Origin of the sequence: Bradyrhizobium sp. CCGUVB4N, from assembly GCF_024199945.1 — a bacterium.
Taxonomy (GTDB): domain Bacteria; phylum Pseudomonadota; class Alphaproteobacteria; order Rhizobiales; family Xanthobacteraceae; genus Bradyrhizobium.
The window spans coordinates 2,637,714-2,657,980 of the sequence record NZ_JANADP010000001.1 but is presented as its reverse complement, the minus strand read 5'-3'; the positions used below and the strand labels follow the sequence as shown (position 1 = coordinate 2,657,980).

The 20,267-nt window shown below is 65.5% G+C and carries 16 protein-coding genes; 7 read left to right on the top strand and 9 right to left on the bottom strand.

Annotation, left to right across the window (positions count from 1 at the left end; all coding sequences use genetic code 11):
- Positions 1 to 127: 127 nt before the first annotated feature.
- Positions 128 to 1,789, bottom strand: a complete 1,662-nt coding sequence (locus tag NLM31_RS11935) for an electron transfer flavoprotein-ubiquinone oxidoreductase (RefSeq protein WP_254129358.1) — start codon at positions 1,787 to 1,789, stop codon at positions 128 to 130.
- A 136-nt stretch (positions 1,790 to 1,925) separates the two neighbouring features.
- Between NLM31_RS11935 and NLM31_RS11930 the strand changes: the two genes are divergently transcribed.
- Positions 1,926 to 2,729, top strand: a complete 804-nt coding sequence (locus tag NLM31_RS11930) for a uracil-DNA glycosylase family protein (protein WP_254129357.1) — start codon at positions 1,926 to 1,928, stop codon at positions 2,727 to 2,729.
- Between the two features lie 118 nt (positions 2,730 to 2,847).
- On the opposite strand, the gene NLM31_RS11925 is transcribed toward NLM31_RS11930, so the two are convergent.
- The 4 genes from NLM31_RS11925 to NLM31_RS11910 form a co-directional block, all read right to left on the bottom strand.
- Positions 2,848 to 4,356: a glycosyltransferase family 39 protein gene (locus tag NLM31_RS11925; protein WP_254129356.1), complete on the bottom strand. Its 1,509-nt coding sequence runs from the start codon at positions 4,354 to 4,356 to the stop codon at positions 2,848 to 2,850.
- A gap of 99 nt (positions 4,357 to 4,455) precedes the next feature.
- The gene (locus tag NLM31_RS11920) at positions 4,456 to 5,211 is read right to left on the bottom strand and encodes a ribonuclease HII (RefSeq protein ID WP_254129355.1); all 756 of its coding nucleotides are present in this window, start codon (positions 5,209 to 5,211) and stop codon (positions 4,456 to 4,458) included.
- Positions 5,212 to 5,288: 77 nt separating this feature from the next.
- Entirely contained in the window at positions 5,289 to 5,744 is a 456-nt protein-coding gene (locus tag NLM31_RS11915) for a VOC family protein (protein ID WP_254192319.1), read from the bottom strand.
- Between the two features lie 24 nt (positions 5,745 to 5,768).
- Positions 5,769 to 6,932, bottom strand: a complete 1,164-nt coding sequence (locus NLM31_RS11910; RefSeq protein WP_254129353.1) for a PA0069 family radical SAM protein — start codon at positions 6,930 to 6,932, stop codon at positions 5,769 to 5,771.
- A gap of 222 nt (positions 6,933 to 7,154) precedes the next feature.
- Here NLM31_RS11910 and NLM31_RS11905 point away from each other — a divergent pair, with 222 nt between their 5' ends.
- Together NLM31_RS11905 and NLM31_RS11900 are read left to right on the top strand one after the other, a co-directional pair.
- Positions 7,155 to 9,542: a phosphoketolase gene (locus NLM31_RS11905; RefSeq protein ID WP_254192318.1), complete on the top strand. Its 2,388-nt coding sequence runs from the start codon at positions 7,155 to 7,157 to the stop codon at positions 9,540 to 9,542.
- 4 nt (positions 9,543 to 9,546) lie between these two features.
- Positions 9,547 to 10,737: an acetate/propionate family kinase gene (locus NLM31_RS11900; protein ID WP_254192317.1), complete on the top strand. Its 1,191-nt coding sequence runs from the start codon at positions 9,547 to 9,549 to the stop codon at positions 10,735 to 10,737.
- Positions 10,738 to 10,825: 88 nt separating this feature from the next.
- Here the strand turns inward: NLM31_RS11900 and NLM31_RS11895 are convergent, their stop codons facing one another.
- Positions 10,826 to 11,665 (bottom strand): RMD1 family protein, encoded by an 840-nt coding sequence (locus NLM31_RS11895; RefSeq protein WP_254129350.1) that lies wholly within the window; start codon positions 11,663 to 11,665, stop codon positions 10,826 to 10,828.
- 302 nt (positions 11,666 to 11,967) lie between these two features.
- On the opposite strand from NLM31_RS11895, the gene NLM31_RS11890 reads away from it, so the two are divergent.
- Positions 11,968 to 12,543 (top strand): glycosyltransferase, encoded by a 576-nt coding sequence (locus tag NLM31_RS11890; RefSeq protein WP_254129349.1) that lies wholly within the window; start codon positions 11,968 to 11,970, stop codon positions 12,541 to 12,543.
- 62 nt (positions 12,544 to 12,605) lie between these two features.
- A complete protein-coding gene (locus tag NLM31_RS11885) occupies positions 12,606 to 13,535 on the top strand; it encodes a helix-turn-helix domain-containing GNAT family N-acetyltransferase (protein WP_254192316.1) in 930 nt (309 codons plus the stop codon).
- Positions 13,536 to 13,710: 175 nt separating this feature from the next.
- Here NLM31_RS11885 and moaB read toward each other — a convergent pair whose 3' ends face one another.
- Both moaB and NLM31_RS11875 read right to left on the bottom strand, forming a co-directional pair.
- Complete coding sequence (gene moaB / locus NLM31_RS11880) at positions 13,711 to 14,274, bottom strand: molybdenum cofactor biosynthesis protein B (protein WP_254192315.1); 564 nt, start codon at positions 14,272 to 14,274, stop codon at positions 13,711 to 13,713.
- Positions 14,275 to 14,426: 152 nt separating this feature from the next.
- On the bottom strand, positions 14,427 to 15,371 hold the full coding sequence (locus tag NLM31_RS11875; RefSeq protein ID WP_254129347.1) for a neutral zinc metallopeptidase: 945 nt from the start codon (positions 15,369 to 15,371) through the stop codon (positions 14,427 to 14,429).
- Positions 15,372 to 15,785: 414 nt separating this feature from the next.
- Here NLM31_RS11875 and NLM31_RS11870 point away from each other — a divergent pair, with 414 nt between their 5' ends.
- Both NLM31_RS11870 and NLM31_RS11865 read left to right on the top strand, forming a co-directional pair.
- Positions 15,786 to 16,916: a site-specific DNA-methyltransferase gene (locus NLM31_RS11870; RefSeq protein ID WP_283045604.1), complete on the top strand. Its 1,131-nt coding sequence runs from the start codon at positions 15,786 to 15,788 to the stop codon at positions 16,914 to 16,916.
- A gap of 337 nt (positions 16,917 to 17,253) precedes the next feature.
- Complete coding sequence (locus NLM31_RS11865) at positions 17,254 to 17,934, top strand: glutathione S-transferase family protein (protein WP_254192314.1); 681 nt, start codon at positions 17,254 to 17,256, stop codon at positions 17,932 to 17,934.
- A 69-nt stretch (positions 17,935 to 18,003) separates the two neighbouring features.
- On the opposite strand, the gene NLM31_RS11860 is transcribed toward NLM31_RS11865, so the two are convergent.
- Complete coding sequence (locus tag NLM31_RS11860; RefSeq protein WP_254192313.1) at positions 18,004 to 20,013, bottom strand: methyl-accepting chemotaxis protein; 2,010 nt, start codon at positions 20,011 to 20,013, stop codon at positions 18,004 to 18,006.
- Positions 20,014 to 20,267 lie beyond the last annotated feature (254 nt).

Here is a 20,267-nt window from a genome sequence, read left to right as displayed (position 1 = left end):
ACGGTCAAGTGCCCCAAGACGCCGCTACTATGGCCTTATCGTGGCCGCGGCGGGTGGCCGCAGCCGGGTCCTCACGCGAACGTGCGCTACATCACCCTTCGGACCTATTTGGTCACCCGGCGCGCCCTTACATCGCCTCGTAGTTCGGACCGCCGCCGCCCTCCGGAGGAACCCAGGTGATATTGCCGTTGGGGTCCTTCACGTCGCAGGTTTTGCAGTGGACGCAGTTCTGGGCGTTGATCTGGTAGCGCGGGCTCGCGCCTTCCTCGACCCACTCATAGACACCGGCCGGGCAATAGCGGTTCGACGGACCGGCGAAGACGTCATGCTCGGACATCTTCTGCAGGTTCATGTCCGCGACCCGGAGATGGATCGGCTGATCTTCCTCGTGATTGGTGTTGGACAGGAACACCGAGGACAGCTTGTCGAACGAGATCTTGCCGTCGGGCTTCGGATAGTTCTTGGGCGCGTGTTGCTTGGCTGGATCGAGCGTCGAGCGATCGGGCTTGGCATGAGATTGCGTGCCGAACAGCGAGGTACCGAACAGCGTGTTGAACCACATGTCGAAGCCGCCGAGCGCGACGCCGAGCACGGTGCCGAACTTCGACCACAGCGGCTTGACGTTGCGGACCAGGAACAGATCCTTGCCGACCGGCGAGGACCGCCACGCGCTCTCGTAGTCGACGATCTCGTCGTTGGCGCGATCGGCCGCGAGCGCGGCTGCGACGTGTTCGGCGGCGAGCATGCCGGTGCCCATCGCGTTGTGCACGCCCTTGATGCGCGGCACGTTGACGAAGCCGGCCGCACAGCCGACCAGCGCGCCGCCAGGGAAAGTCAGCTTCGGCACCGACTGGTAGCCGCCTTCGGTGATGGCACGCGCGCCATAGGCAAGCCGCTTGGCCCCTTCGAAGGTGCCGCGGATCGAGGGATGGGTCTTGAAGCGCTGGAATTCGTCGAACGGCGACAGATACGGATCGTCGTAGTTCAAATGCACGACGAAGCCGACGGCGACCAGATTGTCGTCGTAATGGTAGAGGAACGAGCCACCGCCGGTCTTCAGGTCGAGCGGCCAGCCGAACGAATGCTGGATCAGGCCCTTCTGGTGCTTGGCGGGATCGATCTGCCAGACTTCCTTGAGGCCGATGCCGAACTTCGCCGGTTCGCTCTTGGCATCGAGCGCGAACTTGGCGATCAGCTGCTTGGTCAGGCTGCCACGTGCGCCTTCGGCGAACAGCGTGTACTTGCCGAGCAGCTCCATACCGCGGGTGAAGGAGTCCTTCGGCTTGCCGTCGCGGCCGATGCCCATGTCGCCGGTGGCGATGCCCTTCACGGCGCCCTTTTCGTCATAGAGCACTTCGGCGGCGGCAAAGCCCGGATAGATCTCGACGCCGAGCGCCTCGGCCTTGCGCGCCAGCCAGCGGCAGACATTGCCGAGCGAGCCGATATAGCAGTGATGGTTGTCCATCAGCGGCGGCATGATGAAGTTCGGCAGCTTGATCGCGCCGCCGGCCGTCATCCAGTAGAAGCGGTCGTCCTTGACCTGCGTCTTCAGCGGGCAATCGGAATCCTCGCGCCAGTCCGGGATCAGCTTGTCGAGCCCGGCCGGATCGATCACGGCGCCGGAGAGAATGTGTGCACCGACCTCGGAGCCCTTCTCCACCACGACGACGTTGAGATCGGCATTGATCTGCTTCAGCCGGATCGCCGCGGCCAGGCCCGAGGGGCCGGCGCCGACGATGACGACGTCGAATTCCATGGATTCGCGCGGGGGAAGTTCTTCGGTGCTCATCTGATCTCAGCCCTTGAGACGGTTCCTTGTCATTTGCGCTCCCTTGTTTCCGATTTTTCCGGGTAGGACAACCACGGAAATGCGTTCCGCTGGGATGCAAGGCGCCTTAAGATGAACTAATAGTCTGACTTTCCAAATGATCCCCGAGCCCGCACCCACCGTCCGAGAGCTTCTCGCCTTCTATCTGGAGGCCGGTGTCGACTGCGCGCTCGCCGAGGAACCGGTCGACCGCCTGGCGGAATTAGACGCTCCGCCGCCGGCCCCGCGCGCGGCGCCGGTCGAGACACCGCGGCCTGTCGCCGCGCCTGCGGTGATGCGTGGCGAGGCGGCACCGGCGCCCGACGTCGCCATTGCTTCGGCCCGCGAGGCCGCGCGCACCGCGCCGACGCTCGAGGCCTTGCGCGAGCTGATGCAAAGCTTCGAGGGCTGCGCGCTCAAGCACACTGCGACCCGGCTGGTGTTCGCCGACGGCAATCCGCAGGCACGCATCATGTTCGTCGGCGAGGCGCCGGGCCGTGACGAGGACATCGAGGGACTGCCTTTCGTCGGGCGCAGCGGCAAGCTGCTCGATTTGATGATCGGCGCCATAGGCCTCAACCGCACCACGGCCTACATCACCAACGTCATTCCCTGGCGGCCGCCCGGCAACCGCACGCCGACGCCGCAGGAGACGCAGATCTGCCTGCCCTTCATCCAGCGCCATATCGAGCTGGTGAATCCCGACCTGCTGGTGACGCTCGGCAATCCCTCGACGCAGACGCTGCTCTCGACCCGCGAGGGCATCATGCGGACACGCGGACGCTGGTTCGACTACGATACGGGCCAACGCACCATCCGCGCGCTGCCGACCTTCCACCCGGCCTATCTGTTGCGCTCGCCGTCCTACAAGCGCCTCGCGTGGCAGGATCTGCGGGCGATCGCGAAGGTGCTGGCGGGATAGATCTCGTAGGGTGGGCAAAGCGGAGCGTGCCCACCACCTCTATCGTTGCGACGGATAGGCTTGACGTGGGCACGGCGCTTTTGCGCCTTTGCCCACCCTACGGTTTCAGCGTTTGTCGCTACGTCCCTTTCGGCCGGACGATGGCCCAGCCGACGCGCAACAATCCCTGACGGCCATTGACCAGCCATTCGAAGGCACGCGGCACTTCCGGCACGATGCCGGGAAAGCGCGCGAGGATTTCGGGCGGCGGGGTGCCGGCGGTATCCGAGGCGCGCCAGACCACGACGCCGCCGCTCTCGCTGAATTTTGCCTGTGACATCCACGGCGTCCGGGCGGGCGCGGCATCGATGAACAGATGCGGCCGGCCGGAGTGCAGCGCGATCAGGCTCGCAAGCTCGGTTTCACCTGCGACCGCGCGCAGGCGATGGTTGGTGCGGCGGGCAAAGCTGTCATCGAAGAAGTCCGAGATCGCGCGCCCCGGCATCGAGGTCGCGATCTCGCCGGTGCCGCTCCAGGGCAGGAACAACACGGCCAGCACGACGCCCGCCGCCGGAGCCGCGATCGCCACCAGCCATACCGTGCGCAGCATCCGTGCGCGGCGCATCGCAATGAGATCGCCGGCCACGACAACCATGGCGAGGCCCGACATGACCAGCACCACGCCGGCGCCGCCGACGACGGCCTCGAGCCCGAACAGGCCGGAGATCAGGACCGCACCGAGCGCCGGCGCGAGCGCAAAGAAATAGACGAAGTTGCGCGCGAGCGGCTCGACCGGCGGCCGGTAAATGATCGGCGCCTCTTCGCTCTTGCCGGCGAACAGGGACGTGTTGAGGAAGGTGAGCACCGGGACCGCGACTGCGCCGAGCACAAGACCCCCGAGCAGCCAGACGGCGTGGAGCGCACGGGCACTGAGGTCGGCCACATGCGGCAGAGCCGGCAGCACAAGGGTCTCGGCCCGCATCAGCCAGACAGCATAGGGCAGCGCCAGCACGGCAACGACGACGAGTGCGAACAGCGGATCGAGTGCGCGCAACGTCCGGCGGCCGCCGGCGGTCGCGAGCGCGAAGATGACGAGCAATGCGAGCAGGAAGATCGCGGCCGGCGTGGTCAGCAGCAAGAGGCCGGCCTCGATCGACCAAGCGAACCAGGCATTGCCGCGGCGCTGACCGATGACCTGCCAGGAATGCAACAGCAACAGAGTCCAGAGCGGCCGCGCCAGCACCAGGGGGCCGAAGTCGAGCGCAGACGAGGAGAAAGCCAGCGCCGTCATGGTCAGGAGCACGGCGAGCACCGCCTGCTGGGTGCCGACCACGGCGCGCGCCAGATGATAGAGCGCAATGAAGGTCGCGATCTCGCAGAGCTCGGCGAGCACATAGACGCCGAACATGTGGCCGCCGGCGGCACGATAGGCGATATCGGCGAGCCAGACCGACAGCGGCGGACCGAGATCAGTGCCGACCTGGTACTCCCTGCCGAAGGCAAGCAGGGTCGCGAGGCTGCCGGGCGGGCTGCGGTAGAACAGAAGCGCCACCAGCAGCCACATCGCGGCCTGCGCGAGCACGGCAATCCAGACGATCAGCCGCGGCCGGGCGCGAATGAGCTCGATGACCAGGGAGGTAAACCGCATGCAACGCCCGCAAGATGCAGCCAACCCGTCCAGCCGGCCCTATTCGCTCAGGTGTATTTTGATAATGGGCGCCGTGCGTCGTGGCAACGACAGTCTAGCTTAAAGGCCTGCCGAAGCATCGATTTCAACTGCGGTCTCCACCTGCACCTCGACGTCGGCGACCTCGAACAGGTCCCGCACCGGTTCGACGGTCCAGGGCATGTGCTTGGCGCGGGCGGCCGCGACGGGAGCGAAGAGGCTGCGGTGGTGGATGGTGGGGCCGAGGCGATCGAGCGCGTCGAGATGCTCCGGCACGCCGTAGCCCTTGTGCTGCTCGAAACCGTAGCCCGGGCAGTCCTGCGCCAGCGCGCACATCAGCCGGTCGCGCGTCACCTTGGCGACGATGGAGGCGGCCGCGATCGACAGCACGATGCCGTCGCCGCCGATCACCGCCTCGCAGTCGCAAGGCGTGTCGAGCCGGTCGCGGCCGTCGACGAAGACATGCTTCGGCGCCTCGGGCAGCGCCACCACGGCGCGCTTCAGCGCCCAGAGCGAGGCGCGCAGGATGTTGTCGCGGTCGATCCGCGCGGGCGAGGCAACGGCGACCGAGACTTGTGCGGTCGCGCAGATCTTGGCGAAAAGCGTCTCCCGCTCCTCCGCCGTCAGCCGCTTGGAATCGTCGATGCCGCGCGGAATGCGGTCGGGATCGAGAATCACCGCGGCCGCCACCACCGGACCGGCCAGCGGCCCACGGCCGGCCTCGTCGCAGCCGGCGATCGGCCAGATGCCGCGCTTAATCAGCGCGCGCTCGCGGCGGAAGCTTGCCTTCGCTGGCTTGGCCTTGACTGGCTTTTTGGCGGACTTGTCCCGAATCATGGTCGGGATCGTGCGCAAGCCGCCTCGCCCGCGCAACCGGGAACCCCAGACAATTCCCGATATTCAGGCGGGTCGCCCTACTCGGCCAGATGCACCCGCCGGTCGTCGCCGACCTCGATGCCGGGGGCGACGACAACCTCCCAGGGATGACCGTCGGGATCGGCAAAATAGCCGGAATAGCCGCCATAGTCGGTCTCGTGCGCGGCCTTCAGCAGTGTCGCGCCCTTACGAAGCGCAAACGCCAGCACCGCATCGACCTCCTCGCGCGAAGCACAGTTCCAGGCCAGGGTCATGCCGCGGAAGGTCGTTGGCCTCGGATCGTCCGGCAATTTGGCGTCGGCGGCGAGTTGGTCCCAGGGAAACAGGCCGAGCACCGGACCACCGGTGTCGAAGAACGCAACGGCCTCGCCCGTCGCCTTCAGCCGGCGCGCAAACCCGAGCGCGTCATAGAAGGCGATGCTGGCGCGGATGTCATTGACGCCAAGCGTGATCACCGTGAGCCGCGGTACCGGAGCCGGCAGTTCCTTGCTCATCACACACCTCATATGCTCCGCGCCTCAGAACAGGCTGAGCTGCTCGCCGTTCTGCTTTGGCCGGGCAAAATGATCCGTGGTCAGCTTCGAGCGGCGCTTGTTGAGACCGAGCCGGTCGCAGGCGATCTCGAAGCGGCGGCCGATGGTCCAGGCCATCGGCCCGGTGCCCTTCATCCGCTCGCCCCATTTGGCATCGTAGTCGCGGCCGCCGCGCATATCGCGGATCAGCGTGAAGACGTGGCGATAGCGGTCCGGATAGTTCGCCATCAGCCATTCGCGGAAGAGATCGCGCACCTCGAGCGGCAGCCGGAGCAGCACGTAGGAGGCTTCCTTGACACCGGCATGGGCGGCGGCATCGAGGATACGCTCGATCTCGGAATCGTTCAGCGCGGGGATCACCGGCGCCACCATCACGGTGGTGGGAATACCGGCGTCCGAGAGCTGCTTCAGCGCCTCCAGCCGCTTCGGCGGCGTCGAGGCACGCGGCTCCATCGTGCGCGCGAGCTTTGGGTCGAGCGAGGTCACCGAGATCGCGACCTTGGCGAGGTTGCGCTTGGCCATCGCTGCGAGAATGTCGATGTCGCGCACGACCAGCGCGGATTTGGTGACGATGCCGACCGGATGGCCGGTGCGTTCCAGCACCTCCAGAATGCCGCGCATGATTTTGCGCTCGCGCTCGATCGGCTGATAGGGATCGGTGTTGGTGCCGATCGCGATCATCCGCGGCTCGTAGCCTGAGGCCGCGAGCTCCTTCTCGAGCAGCGCCGGCGCCTCGGGCTTGACGAACAGCTTTGACTCGAAATCGAGCCCCGGCGACAGGCCGAGATAGGCGTGCGTCGGCCGCGCGAAGCAATAGACGCAGCCGTGCTCGCAGCCACGATAGGGATTGATCGAGCGATCGAAGCCGATGTCGGGCGATTCGTTGCGGGTGATCACCTTGCGCGAGGTGTCGACGCCGACCGTGGTCTTGAACGGCGGCAGCTCTTCGAGGCTCTGCCAGCCATCGTCGAAGGCGACGCGTGCCTCGGCCTCAAAGCGGCCGCTGGCATTGGATTGCGCGCCCCGACCGCGCCTGCGCTGCTTGTCGATGGCGACCGCAAGTTCGGGGAAATCAGAAGGCGCACCCGCCGGCTCGGAGGGCGCCGTGACCGGCGGGTGCTTGAGAGCAGAAGAAGAAGCTGGACTCATGAAGCCAAGATAGCACGCCAAAGGAACAAATCAAGAACAAGAATGAAAAACGCGAAAACAACCCCATGCACAGTAGCGCTGCCCAATCTTCACGCGCCGACCTTTGACCTCACGCAACACCGCGTGAGGCCGATCCCCGTTTGATGCGGGCAAGTATCAATTTTGGGATCGATCTCGCCGGAACTCGGTTGGTGACGATCCCGGGTGAAGGTCGTCAGGAATATGACAAATCAACAACAATCGTCCGCCGCGAGCAGCGACCTCGATCTGCTCGATCGCTACTGGCGTGCCGCGAACTATCTCTCCGTCGGGCAAATCTATCTGCTCGATAATCCGCTGCTGCGCGAGCCCTTGAGGCCCGAGCACGTCAAGCCGCGCCTGCTCGGCCATTGGGGCACGACGCCCGGACTGAACTTCATCTACGCGCACCTCAACCGCGTCATCCGCACGCAGGATCTCAGCGTGCTCTATGTCTGCGGTCCCGGCCATGGCGGCCCGGGCATGGTCGCCAACACCTATCTGGAAGGCAGCTACAGCGAGATCTATCCAAACATCCCGCGCGACGCGGACGGATTGCGAAAGCTCTTCAGGCAGTTCTCCTTTCCCGGCGGCATTCCGAGCCACGCGGCGCCGGAGACGCCGGGCTCGATCCACGAAGGCGGCGAGCTCGGCTACGCGCTGGTGCACGCCTATGGCGCGGCCTTCGACAATCCCGACCTCATCGTCGCCTGCGTCGTCGGCGATGGCGAGGCCGAGACCGGTCCGCTCGCGGCGTCCTGGCATTCCAACAAGTTCCTGAACCCAACCCATGACGGCGCGGTGCTGCCGATTCTCCACCTCAATGGCTACAAGATCGCCAATCCGACAGTGCTCGGCCGAATGCCCGACGGCGAAATCCGCGATCTCTTCCACGGGTTCGGCCATGAGCCGCTGTTCGTCGCGGGCGACGATCCCAAACTGATGCACCAGGCCATGGCGGACGCGCTCGACGTCGCGCTCGCCAGCATCCGCTCGATCCAGCAGCAGGCCCGCGACGGGCGGACGAGCGTGGAGCGGCCGCGCTGGCCGATGATCGTGCTGCGCAGCCCTAAGGGCTGGACCGGTCCGAAGGAAGTCGACGGCAAGAAGGTCGAAGGGTTTTGGCGCGCGCATCAGGTGCCGGTCGCGAGCTGTCGCGAGAACCCGGCGCATCTGAAGATTCTCGAAGACTGGATGCGCAGCTACGAGCCGGACAAACTGTTCGACGCCAATGGCGCGCTGATCCCGGAGCTAAGGGCGATCGCCCCCGAAGGCATCCGCCGCATGGGCGCCAATCCCCATGCCAATGGCGGGCTGCTCAAGAAGGAGCTGAAGCTGCCGGACTTCCGCAGCTTTGCCGTCGACGTGCCGCAGCCAGGCTCCGTGACGGGCGAAGCAACGCGCGAGCTCGGCAAATTCCTGCGCGATGTCATCCGCCTCAACGCCGAGGAGCGCAACTTCCGCCTCATGGGTCCCGACGAGACCGCGTCAAACCGGCTCGATGCGGTGTTCGATGCCACCGAACGGGTCTGGATGGAGCCGATCGAACCCTACGACGTGCATCTGGCGCAGGACGGCCGCGTGATGGAGGTCTTGAGCGAGCATCTCTGCCAGGGCTGGCTCGAGGGCTATCTGCTCACCGGACGCCACGGCTTCTTCTCCTGCTACGAGGCCTTCATCCACATCGTGGATTCCATGTTCAACCAGCACGCCAAATGGCTGAAGGTGACGCGACATCTGCCGTGGCGGCGACCGATCGCGTCGCTGAACTATCTCCTGACCTCGCATGTCTGGCGGCAGGATCACAACGGCTTCAGCCATCAGGATCCCGGCTTCGTCGATCTCGTCGCCAACAAGAAGGCCGACATCGTCCGCATCTACTTCCCGCCGGATGCCAACACGCTGCTGTGGATCGCCGACCACTGCCTGCGCACCTACAACCGCATCAACGTCATCGTCGCCGGCAAGCAGCCGGCGCCGCAATGGCTGTCGATGCAGGAGGCCGCGACGCATTGCGATGCCGGCATCGGCATCTGGCCCTGGGCCGGCAACGAGGCCGCGAATGGCGAGCCCGATGTGGTGATGGCCTGCGCCGGCGACGTCCCGACACTCGAGACGCTCGCCGCTGTCGACCTCTTGCGCAAGGCACTCCCGGACCTGAAGATCCGCGTCGTCAACGTCGTCGACCTGATGACGCTGCAGCCGAAGGAGCAGCATCCTCATGGCCTCAGCGATCGCGACTTCGACGGCCTGTTCACGCGCGATAAGCCTGTCATCTTCGCCTATCACGGCTATCCCTATCTGATCCACCGCCTCACCTATAACCGCACCAACCATGCCGGCATGCATGTGCGCGGTTTCGCCGAGGAAGGCACCACGACGACGCCGTTCGACATGGTCGTGCTCAACGGGCTCGACCGCTATCATCTCGCGATCGAGGCAATCGAGCGCGTGCCCGATCTCGCGACCAAGGCCGCGCATGTGAAACAGCAGTTCCGCGACGCGCTGATCGAGCATGCGCGTTACGTGCGCGAGCACGGTGAGGACATGCCCGTGATCCGCGACTGGGTCTGGCCGGGCAAGGCGCGGTGATCTGATGACGGCGTCGGTCCTCGTCCTCAACGCAGGCTCTTCGAGCATCAAGTTCGGCCTGTTCGAGATCTCGGGCAGCGAGCCTGCCCTGCTCTGCAAGGGCCTGCTCGACGAGCACGAGGCGAAGCCGCGGCTCGTGGCCAGCAGTCCATCGGGCGAGACGCTGTTCGAAAGGCAGAAAGAAGCGTCGGATATGGACGGTGGCCATCTGTTCGCGGACGTTATCGCCTTTATCGAGCACCGCTTTGGCGAAGGGTGCTTGCGCGGCGTGGGGCATCGCATCGTCCATGGCGGTCCGGATTACTCCGGCCCGATCGCGCTGACGGACGACATCCATGCGAAGCTGGAAGCCCTGACACCGCTGGCGCCATTGCATCAACCCCGTTGCCTGGCACCGGTCCGCGCCCTCCGGGCGATCCGTCCCCCGCTCACGCAGATCGCGTGCTTTGACACGGCGTTTCATCACAGCATGACGCCACCCGCCAGCCGCTTCGCCATTCCTGGACGCTACGAGGCGCGCGGCCTCCGACGCTACGGCTTTCACGGGCTCTCGTTCGAATATGTCGCAGGCCGGCTCGCAGCGATCGCACCGGAGCTCGCCGCCGGGCGCACCGTCATCGCCCATCTCGGCAATGGCGCCAGCCTCTGCGCGTTGCGCAACGGCCGCAGCATCGACACCACGATGGGACTGACGCCGCTCGACGGCCTCGTGATGGGCACGCGCTCCGGCACCATCGATCCCGGCGTGCTGCTCTATCTGCTCCAGCACGAGAGGATGACCACCGGGGATTTGCAACATCTGCTCTATCACGAGTCCGGCCTGCTCGGCGTTTCCGGCATCTCTGCGGACATGCGCACGCTGCTGGCGAGCGGCGAGGCTTCGGCACGGGAAGCGGTCGATCTCTTCACTTTCCGTGCCGCGCAGGAGGTCGCGATGATGGCGAACACACTCGGTGGGCTCGACTGTCTCGTGTTCACGGGCGGCATCGGCGAGCACGCCACGGAGATTCGCAGCGCGATCAGCGAACGGCTCGCCTGGCTCGGCGTGCGCATCGATGCGGCCGCGAATGTCCAAGCGCGCGAGCGGATCAATGCCGGCGACAGCGCCGCGGATGTCTTCGTGATCCCGACCAACGAGGAACTGACGATCGCACGGCATTGCGTCGCGGTGCTGCAACGGCATTACCGCCCTTGAGCAAGCAAGCGTGGGAGGTTGTGGCCATCCTTCGAGACGCCCGCCTTGCGGGCTCCTCAGGATGAGGACTGAACTTGCGGCCCTAAGCTCAGTGAACCCCGGCAAAGATCTGGATGCAGCCGATCACCACTTCGATCACGATCAGCACCACCACCGCGATCTCGAGCCGGAGCGAGCGCTGGGTGTCGATGATGTCGGTCAGGGCATCGGCCGTTTCTGCGACGACCGTGAGCTTGCGCTCGAGCGTGTCGAGGCGTTCCTTCAGCTCGTACTCGTCTTCGAGACGCGCATAGAGGCGATCGAGCTGCGGTTTTTCCCAGAGCGCGTCGGGCTTTTCGGCCACCGCGACGCGGCCGGCGACGCGTTGCTGGACCAGCAGCGCATTGCCGATGAGCTGCAGGATGCCCCTGCGTCGCCGCGACGTCCGGCCTTTCTCGGCGAGCTCCCGCGCGAAGGGCTCGATGACGTCGAAGACCGCAGCGACGCGGCGTTCGTCGCGCGCCAGCGACGTGCTCTTGGCGAGCGCGTCCGCGATCAGCAGCAGCCGCTCGTCGGAAAATTTCGAGAGGTTGATCGGCCCGCCCGGCTGGATCGCCTCGGCATTTTCATCGTGGCAAAGCTGAGCCTGCGCGGTCTCCTCTTCGTGGGGGCTGAGCTCGCCCGTCACGCGGGACTTGAGACCGTCGAGCAGCACCTTCTCCTCCGAAGGCAGAAGGCCGATCAGCACCACGACGCCGTAGCGGAAGATCACGGCGAGGCCGCCGTGGACCCGGAAGGCAGCCGGCGTCGAGGAGACCGTCGGCCCGATCTCGAGCCCCGATGGATTGATGCGTTCGCCCAGCATTACGGCGCGGATCCGCAAGGTCGGCGCAGCGGCCGGCTTCGGCGATGCGAGTGTTGCGGCAACAGGAAGTTGATCGGCGTTCATTGGACTTGATCTCGTTCTGCGCAACGGCGGCTGCAGGTTTTTCCCATCCGCTCGGGAACAGCTGTCACCCACGATATCGGCAGAGAAACGCCCTGCTTAAAGCTCGCGAAACCGATATTCGCCGAAACATTCGGCAATTTGGGCCCCCGCGCACGACATATTCGGCTGCGCCGGGCCCGCGCAAGTTTACCATCGCACGCCGAGGGCACAGCCGAAAAGTTGCACTCGGCACCGCAGCGTGTTTATGACAACATCATAACGAGTTACGCTTCTCCCGAATTGCGGACATCGAAGTCTCAATCATGCTGAGCGTCATCATTCCGACCGAAGGCGTCGAGCAGACCGCGGTCGCAACTCTGGCCGCGCTGGTCCCTGGTGCCGCCGCGGGCATCATCAAGGAAGTCCTGCTGGTCGACGGCACAAGCAACGGCGTCATTGCGCGCGTTGCCGACGTCGCCGGCTGCCGTTTCGTCGATTGCGAGGGATCGACGCAAGGTGCCGCGCTGGCCGCCGGCGCGCGCGAGGCCCGCTCGCCGTGGCTGATGTTCCTTCCCGCCGGCGCGGTGCTGGACACCGGCTGGATCGAGGAGACCACCCAGTTCATCCAGGCCGTCGCGGCCAGCGGCCGGGATCGTGCGGCCGTGTTCCGCTATGCCCGCTCGCCTTACGCCGATACCGGCTTCCGCGACGTCCTGTGGTCCGTGGCGCGCAAGCTGGTCGGCCCCCTCGGCGATCAGGGGCTTTTGATCGCGCGCGATCACTATGACCGGATCGGCGGCTACCCGCCCCAGGCCCGCCGGTCCGAGGCGCGGCTGCTCAGGCGGCTCGGCCGCTCCTCCCGGACGATGCTGCGCAGCCGGATCGTCATGGTCGCGTGAGGCCACCTAATACTTGCCAAAGTCAAATAATTATTTGACAATGGCAATTATTGAGGTGTCCCATGGCATTCGACGGTACCGACGACCAGATCGCAGCGGTTCGCGCCTTCAACCGCTTCTATACCCGCAAGCTCGGCGTGCTCGACCAGCATTTGGGAAACAGTCCGTTCTCGCTCAGCGAGGCCCGCGTGCTCTATGAGCTCGCACATCGCGACGACCTTGCGGCCAAGGAGATCGGAACCGAGCTCGGTCTCGACCCCGGCTATCTCAGCCGCATCGTCCAAGGCTTCGACGAAAAGGGACTGATCACCCGGACGCCCCTGCCCGCGGATCGAAGGCAGTACCAGCTCAGCCTCACCGCCAAGGGCCGCCAGACCTTCGCCAAGCTGAGCCTCAGCTCGCAGAATGAGGTTGCCGCCATGCTGGCGCAGCTTTCCGCCGGCGATGCAACGCGGCTGACGCAGGCGATGGCGACCATCGAGACCGTGCTGGAGCATCGTCGAAACCAGCCCGCTTCCGTCGTGCTGCGCAGCCATCGCGTCGGTGACATGGGCTGGGTCATCTCCAAGCAAGCGGCCGCCTATGCCGCGGACTACAATTGGGACATCAGCTACGAGGCGCTGATCGCCGAGATCTGTGCCCAGTTCATCAAGAACTACGATGCCGCGCGCGAGCACTGCTGGATCGCGGAAGTCGGTGGCGAGCCGGTCGGCTCGGTCTTCCTGGTCAAGGCCACGGACGAGATCGCAAAACTCCGCCTGTTGCAGGTGGAGAAGAAAGCGCGTGGGCTTGGTGTCGGCCGCGCGCTGGTCGAGCAATGCATGCAGGGCGCGCGCGAGCGGGGCTATCGCCGCATGACGCTGTGGACCCAGAGCATTCTGGTCGCCGCACGCGGCATCTACAAGAGCGCAGGATTCGAGCTGGTCGCGACGAAGCCGCATCACAGTTTTGGGCACGATCTGGTGGGCGAGACCTGGGAGCGGGATCTTTAGCCAAGTTTGGCGCGCTGCGCATGAATGCGCCCTCTCCCCTTGCGGGAGAGGGCATCTCCGCTCGAAGACACGAACGCATCAGGGTGAGGGGTATCTCTCCGAGCACTCCGTGCCGATAGATACCCCTCATCCGGCGCTTCGCGCCACCTTCTCCCGCAAGGGGAGAAGGAAGAAGTTACACCGTCGCGCCCTGCGCCTTCGGCCTGCGCAGATGCTCATCCAGTCGCGGCATGATCTCGACGAAATTGCAGGGGCGCGTGCGGTAGTCGAGCTGCGCCGCGAGGATGCCGTCCCAGCCGTCGCGGCAAGCGCCGGGCGAGCCCGGCAGGCAGAAAATGTAGGTCGCGCCGGTCACGCCCGCGGTGGCGCGGCTCTGGATCGTCGAGGTGCCGATCTTGGCGTGGCTCAGCATGTGGAAGGCGATCGAGAAACCATCCATCCGCTTCTCGAACAGCGGCTCGACCGCCTCCGGCGTGACGTCGCGCCCGGTGAAGCCGGTGCCGCCGGTGGTGATGACGACATCGACGCCGGCATCCGCAACCCAGCGGCGGATCACGGCGCGGATGGCCTCGACGTCATCGGTGACGATCTCGCGCGCGGCGAGATGATGGCCGGCTGCGGTGAGGCGATCGACCAGCGTCTGGCCGGACTTGTCGTCGGCGAGCGCACGGGTGTCGGAGACGGTGAGCACCGCGATGTTGAGCGGGATGAATTGCTTGGTTTCGTCGATGGAGGCCATTGCTCATTCCTCTCGTGTCCCGGACGCGCTGCAGCGTGAAACGCTGCTGCGCAGCGCCGGGACCCATTGTGAGAGACGCGAGCACCGGCATTGTGGGCCCCGGCTCTGCAGCGCATCACTTCGTGCTGCGCAGCGTCCGGGGCACGTGACCACTACGGCCCGCCGCCGCCGAACGTGTTGCAGGCCTGCAGCGTGCCCTGCTGATAGCCGGTCATGAACCACTGCTTGCGCTGCGCGGCCGAGCCGTGGGTGAAGGAGTCGGGCACGACGCGCCCCGTGGCCTGACGCTGCAGCGTATCGTCGCCGATCGCGCTCGCGGTGGTCAGAGCGGCGTCGATGTCGCCGGCTTCGAGGAAGTTCGGGCGCTTCTTCGCCTCGCGATTGACCCAGACGCCGGACAGACAGTCGGCCTGCAATTCGACCTTCACCTGGAGCGCATTGGCCTCGGCCTTGCTGCCGGCCTGCTGCTGCAGTCGCGTCACCTTCGGAATGATGCCGAGCAGGTTCTGGATGTGATGGCCGGCCTCATGCGCAATGATGTAGGCGGTGGTGAAATTGCACGCGGACTGGCCCGAGCAGCCGCGGAAGCGCGTCTCGACCTCGCGGAAGAACGCGGTGTCGAGGAAGATGGTGCGGTCCGGCGGGCAGTAGAACGGCCCCATCGCCGACTCCGCGCGGCCGCAGCGGCCGCCATTGGTGGCGTTGCGGAACAGCACGACCTTCGGGCCGGTGTAGGATTGGCCGCTGGCCTGGAAGATCTCGCTCCAGCGATCGTCGATCTCGCCGAGGATGCCGGAGATCATGCTGCCCATCTCGTCGGTCGGCGCGCCGCGCTTGGCCTGGGACGACGGACGGTCGGTCTGGTAGCTCGGCGCCTGGCCGCCACCGGTCAGGATCTCGGCGCCGCCGATCAGGATGCGCGGATCGATGCCGAAGGCATAGCCGACCAGGCCGAGCACGATGATGGTGCCAATGCCAAGGCCGCCACCGCCCATCGGCAGGCCGAACCCGCCACCGCCGCCACCGCCGAACCCTCCGCCACTGTCGTCGCGACGATCCTCGACGTCGTCGCTGCGGCGAAAATCATCGTAGCGCATGGTGGGCTTCCCTCAGGTCGACGATTGCATGGCGTGGGCGCGCGGAAACGCGAAAACCTCAACGCGCCACATACGTAAAATTTCCATTGCGTTAATCAATATCCCGCTCGGCAATTATTGCCTAGTGCGACAGCGTGCGACGCCAGCAATTTTTTCCGAGGGCCGAGCATTTTTTTCCGAGAGAAATTTGGAGTCTTTTGCAGCTCCAGCCACTCCCGCAACGCGAAGAAACGCGAAACACACTGCAAAACACGGCAAATGCGCGCAGCGACCCGCGCGCAACGCGCGATGTCCGACCTGCTCACGAAAGCAGCGCGTTAAGTCGACTTTTACTTTGCCGCTTCATTGTAACGGTCAGTCGGTTGTTTGGTCCCGCGTCGCCGACAGCGTCGCCTGAGTCAGAGTTCTTGAGTCATGGTAGTGTCGCGTCGCGGGGCGTCTGCAAAGGCGCCCCGCACAAATTTTGAGTCCGCTTCGCACAGCATCATTCTCGGTGATTGCGTCGCCGAGATGTCGAAGCTTCAGGCTGGTTCGGTCGACCTCGTGTTCGCCGATCCGCCCTACAATCTCCAGCTCAAGGGCGATCTCAAGCGCCCCGACGAGTCCCACGTTGACGCCGTCAACGACGACTGGGACAAGTTCGATTCATTCTCCGCCTATGACGATTTCACCCGCGCCTGGCTGCTGGCCGCGCGCCGCGCGATGAAGCCGTCGGCGACGATCTGGGTGATCGGCTCCTATCACAACATCTTCCGCGTCGGCGCGATCATGCAGGACCTCGGCTTCTGGCTCCTGAACGACATCGTCTGGCGCAAGACCAACCCGATGCCGAATTTCCGCGGCCGCCGTTTCACCAACGCGCACGAGACCATGATCTGGGCCGCGCGCGATGAAAAGGCCAAGGGCTACACCTTCAACTACGAAGCGCTGAAGGCGGCCAACGAGGATGTGCAGGCGCGCTCCGACTGGCTGATCCCGCTGTGCACCGGCGAGGAACGCCTCAAGGGCGCCGACGGCAAGAAAGTGCATCCGACGCAGAAGCCGGAAGGCCTGCTCGCGCGCGTGCTGCTGTCGTCCTCGAAGCCCGGCGATCTCGTGATCGATCCCTTCAACGGCACCGGCACCACCGGCGCCGTCGCCAAGCGCCTCGGCCGCTCCTATATCGGCTTCGAACGCGACAAGACCTACGCCAAGGCCGCTGCAGCCCGCATCGCCGCGGTCGAGCCGCTGCCGGAAGAGAGCCTCGCCCCGTTCATGACGGCGCGCGAAGCCCCGCGCGTGGCGTTCTCCGAGCTGATCGAGCGCGGCATGATCATGCCCGGCACGAAACTGTTCGACTCCAAGAAGAAGCTCGGCGCGCTGGTCCGCGCCGACGGCGCCATCATGTTCGGCGACAAGGTCGGCTCGATCCACCGCATGGGCGCGGTGGCGCAGGGCGCGCAGGCCTGCAACGGCTGGACCTTCTGGCATGTCGAGACCAAGAAGGGTCTCAAGCTGATCGACGAACTCCGCGCCGAGATCCGCGCCGGCATGGCGGCGGAATAGCCGACCTCTCCGCAGCGTCATTCCGGGGCTCGCGAAGCGAGAACCCGGAATCCATTTCACCACCGTCTCTGCCGCCCAATGGATTCCGGGCTCGCGCCAAGGGGCGCGCCCGGAATGACGGCCGTGGGCTGCCGGCGCGCGGCAATCTTACGCCGCCGGATGACCTTTGTTACGCCGGCCGGTCTGCGCGGCGCGCAGATACCGCACGGCAATCTCGCCGGTTGCTCTCCCCGAGAAAACTCAGGCATGAGAAGGCCGCCGCGCGGCAATGATGCTGCGTCCGCTCTCGACGACTAACCGCGTTCGCTGTTGACCACCAACACTGGAGAGACGCCAGATGCTCAAATTCTATTTCAACGGGTCGCCGAACCCGACCAAGGTCGCACTGTTCCTCGAGGAGGCCGGCCTGGCCTACGAGCCCGTGAAGGTCGACACCCGCAAGGGCGAGCAGTTCACGCCGGACTATCTGAAGATCAATCCGAATGCCAAGGTGCCGGCGATCGACGACAACGGCACGATCGTTTTCGATTCCAATGCCATCCTGCTCTATCTCGCCGAGAAGACCGGACAATTCCTCCCGGCGAACCGCGCCGAATTGCTGTCCTGGCTGATGTTCGTGGCCACCGGCGTCGGCCCGTATTCGGGCCAGGCCGTGCACTTCAAGCATTTTGCGCCGAAGGACCAGAACCACGACTACGCCCACAACCGCTACCAGTACGAGACCGACCGCCACTACAAGATTCTCGACGGTCACCTCGCGGGGCGCAAATACATGGTCGGCGACAGCTATTCGATCGTCGACATGGCGCTGTGGGGCTGGGCGCGGATGGTGCCGTTCAAGCTCGGCGACGACGCCTTCGCGCGCTACCCGAACGTGAAGCGGCTGATCGACGAGATCTCGGCACGGCCGGCCGCCGGTCGCGCGATCGCGCTGAAGGACAAGTTCACCTTCAAGGCCGAGATGGACGACGAAGCCCGCCGCAACATGTTCGGGCATATGACGACGAAGGTGGCCTGAGTACAACTTGCCACGATGAAAGGCCACGCGCATGCGCGTGGCCTTGTGCTTTGGACTTCCGGATCATGCTCAAGCGGCGTGGACCGAGCTCAGGAATTTTGCGACTTCCTGCTTCAGCCGGCTGCTGTCCGCCGACAGCGAGCGGGCCGCCGAGAGCACCTGCGACGAGGCCGAGCCGGTGTCGGAGGCGCCGCGCTGGACGTCGCCGATATTGGTCGAGACGCGCTGGGTGCCGTGCGCGGCCTGCTGGACGTTGCGGGAGATCTCCTGCGTCGCCGCGCCCTGCTCTTCCACGGCGGCGGCCACCGTCGACGAGATTTCCGACAGCCGCTCGATGGTGCCGCTGATCTCCCTGATCGAGCCGACCGACTCTTCCGTCGCGGCCTGGATGCCGGAGACCTGCTGGGCGATCTCGCCGGTGGCCTTCGCGGTCTGCTCGGCCAGCGCCTTCACTTCGGAAGCCACGACGGCAAAGCCGCGGCCGGCTTCGCCGGCGCGCGCCGCCTCGATGGTGGCGTTCAGCGCCAGAAGATTGGTCTGGCCGGCAATGGTGCTGATCAGCTCGACCACGTCGCCGATGCGCGCGGCGGCCTTGGAGAGCTCGCCGACGCGGGCGTTGGTCTTGGTCGCCTGGCCCACGGCTTCGCCGGCGATGCGGGCGGATTCCTGGACCTGACGCGCGATCTCGCTCACCGAGGACGACAGCTGCTCGGTGGCGGACGCGACGGCCTGGACGTTGGCGGTGGCTTCCTGCGAGGCGGAGGCGACTTCGGTCGACAGATCCTGGGCGCGCGTCGCCGTCGTCGTCAGCGTGCCGGCGGAGGCCTCGAGCTCGTTCGATGCCGACGACACGGTGTCGACGATCTCGCCGACCGCCTGCTCGAACTGGTCGGCGAGCCGGACCATGTCCTTCTTGCGCTCCTCGGCCTGCCGCGCCTCGATCTCGGTCTGCTCGTGACGCATCCGCTCGGTGTCGATCATGTTATCCTTGAACACCTGGATCGCCTTGGCCATGTCGCCGATCTCGTCCGCCTTGCCGCGGGAGGGGATCTCGACCGCGAGATCGCCGCCGGCGAGCAGCCCCATCGCCCGCGTCATCGAGGTCAGCGGCCCGACGATGCTGCGAGCGATCAGGACGGCCACGATCAGTCCGAACAGGGTGGCCACGCCGCCGACGATCTCCTGCATGGAGGTCGTGCCGTCGATCGTGGCTTCGGCCTGGCTGCGCGACTCCTTGTAGTCCTTCTTCAGCGCAGTCTCGGCGACCTTGAGCTTGGCGATGCTGTCGACGATGAGCGGCGCGAGGCTCTTGTGGTAGATCTCGTCGGCCTGGAGCATCGCGGCCGACGTGGTCTCGAACGCGGATTTGTAGATTCCGAGCGAAGTCTTCACCGGCGCGAGCGTGGCGCGCAGCTCGGTCGCCTGCGGGCTCTTTTCGAGCGCCGAAAGCCGCTGCGACGCCCTGTCCACATTGGTCCTGAAGTTGGCGGGCCCCTTGGTGTCGCGCAGGGCCAGGAAGCGCCAGTTTGCGATCTGAACGAGCAGCAGCCGGGATTCGAGGTCGGCGACGAGGGACGCGGTGTCCTCGTCGACGGCCGCGCGCGCCACGTCGCTCAGCTTGTTCATCTTGACGGTCAGCTCGTCACCGCTCGGCAGCAGCGTGGCCTTGCCGGTCCGCGCCTCGTTGACGGCGTCGCCGAGATTGTCACGCAACGTCTTCATCTTCGCGATGTCGGCGATCAGATCGCTGTAGAGCCTGCGCCGCTCCTCGGAGAGCGTCCCCTTGGCGCCGACCTGGAGCAGCTCGGTCGCCGCGGCCTCCCGTTCCGACGCCTCCCGCATCGCGGATTCGTTGGCGTCGTAGATGTAGCGCAGATTGGCGCGCTGGATGGCCTGAAGATGGGTCGAGATCTCCAGCACCCGCGCGGTGCTGTCCGAGAACGCCGAAGCCTTGGCGACCTGGTCCTGCACGGACCGCAAATTCCAGATGGCCACCACCGCCATCACGAGACCAACCACGACCAGTGCCATGAAGCCGGCATAGAGACGGCCCCTGATCCGCAAACGAAAGCTCGGCATTCCCACTTCCACCCGGATGCATGTGAATTCAGGCGGACGCACAACTCCGGCGATCGTCACGGCCACCCCAGCAGCCGCGCGTCACCTCTCCGGCGACTCACGCTGCACCGCGATACAATGCGGGACACTTCTTAATTGAACCTTCTGATTTTTCGCGCATGTCTCCGAAGCCGCGCATAAAACCTGCTGATATTAGCGGCAGCTGCGCACGGTTTTGGCGCACGGCCCGCATGCGTATGCAGATCGCTGCAAAC

What these genes read in the sequence shown, in the direction of transcription:
- NLM31_RS11860 (WP_254192313.1), bottom strand. Translation starts at nt 20,013, where the DNA reads ATGCCGAGCTTTCGTTTGCGGATCAGGGGCCGTCTCTATGCCGGCTTC.
- NLM31_RS11865 (WP_254192314.1), top strand. Translation starts at nt 17,254, where the DNA reads ATGCTCAAATTCTATTTCAACGGGTCGCCGAACCCGACCAAGGTCGCA.
- NLM31_RS11870 (WP_283045604.1), top strand. Translation starts at nt 15,786, where the DNA reads ATGGTAGTGTCGCGTCGCGGGGCGTCTGCAAAGGCGCCCCGCACAAAT.
- NLM31_RS11935 (WP_254129358.1), bottom strand. Translation starts at nt 1,789, where the DNA reads ATGAGCACCGAAGAACTTCCCCCGCGCGAATCCATGGAATTCGACGTC.
- NLM31_RS11895 (WP_254129350.1), bottom strand. Translation starts at nt 11,665, where the DNA reads ATGAACGCCGATCAACTTCCTGTTGCCGCAACACTCGCATCGCCGAAG.
- NLM31_RS11915 (WP_254192319.1), bottom strand. Translation starts at nt 5,744, where the DNA reads ATGAGCAAGGAACTGCCGGCTCCGGTACCGCGGCTCACGGTGATCACG.
- NLM31_RS11890 (WP_254129349.1), top strand. Translation starts at nt 11,968, where the DNA reads ATGCTGAGCGTCATCATTCCGACCGAAGGCGTCGAGCAGACCGCGGTC.
- NLM31_RS11930 (WP_254129357.1), top strand. Translation starts at nt 1,926, where the DNA reads ATGATCCCCGAGCCCGCACCCACCGTCCGAGAGCTTCTCGCCTTCTAT.
- NLM31_RS11885 (WP_254192316.1), top strand. Translation starts at nt 12,606, where the DNA reads ATGGCATTCGACGGTACCGACGACCAGATCGCAGCGGTTCGCGCCTTC.
- NLM31_RS11925 (WP_254129356.1), bottom strand. Translation starts at nt 4,356, where the DNA reads ATGCGGTTTACCTCCCTGGTCATCGAGCTCATTCGCGCCCGGCCGCGG.
- NLM31_RS11910 (WP_254129353.1), bottom strand. Translation starts at nt 6,932, where the DNA reads ATGAGTCCAGCTTCTTCTTCTGCTCTCAAGCACCCGCCGGTCACGGCG.
- NLM31_RS11875 (WP_254129347.1), bottom strand. Translation starts at nt 15,371, where the DNA reads ATGCGCTACGATGATTTTCGCCGCAGCGACGACGTCGAGGATCGTCGC.
- NLM31_RS11920 (WP_254129355.1), bottom strand. Translation starts at nt 5,211, where the DNA reads ATGATTCGGGACAAGTCCGCCAAAAAGCCAGTCAAGGCCAAGCCAGCG.
- moaB (WP_254192315.1), bottom strand. Translation starts at nt 14,274, where the DNA reads ATGGCCTCCATCGACGAAACCAAGCAATTCATCCCGCTCAACATCGCG.
- NLM31_RS11900 (WP_254192317.1), top strand. Translation starts at nt 9,547, where the DNA reads ATGACGGCGTCGGTCCTCGTCCTCAACGCAGGCTCTTCGAGCATCAAG.
- NLM31_RS11905 (WP_254192318.1), top strand. Translation starts at nt 7,155, where the DNA reads ATGACAAATCAACAACAATCGTCCGCCGCGAGCAGCGACCTCGATCTG.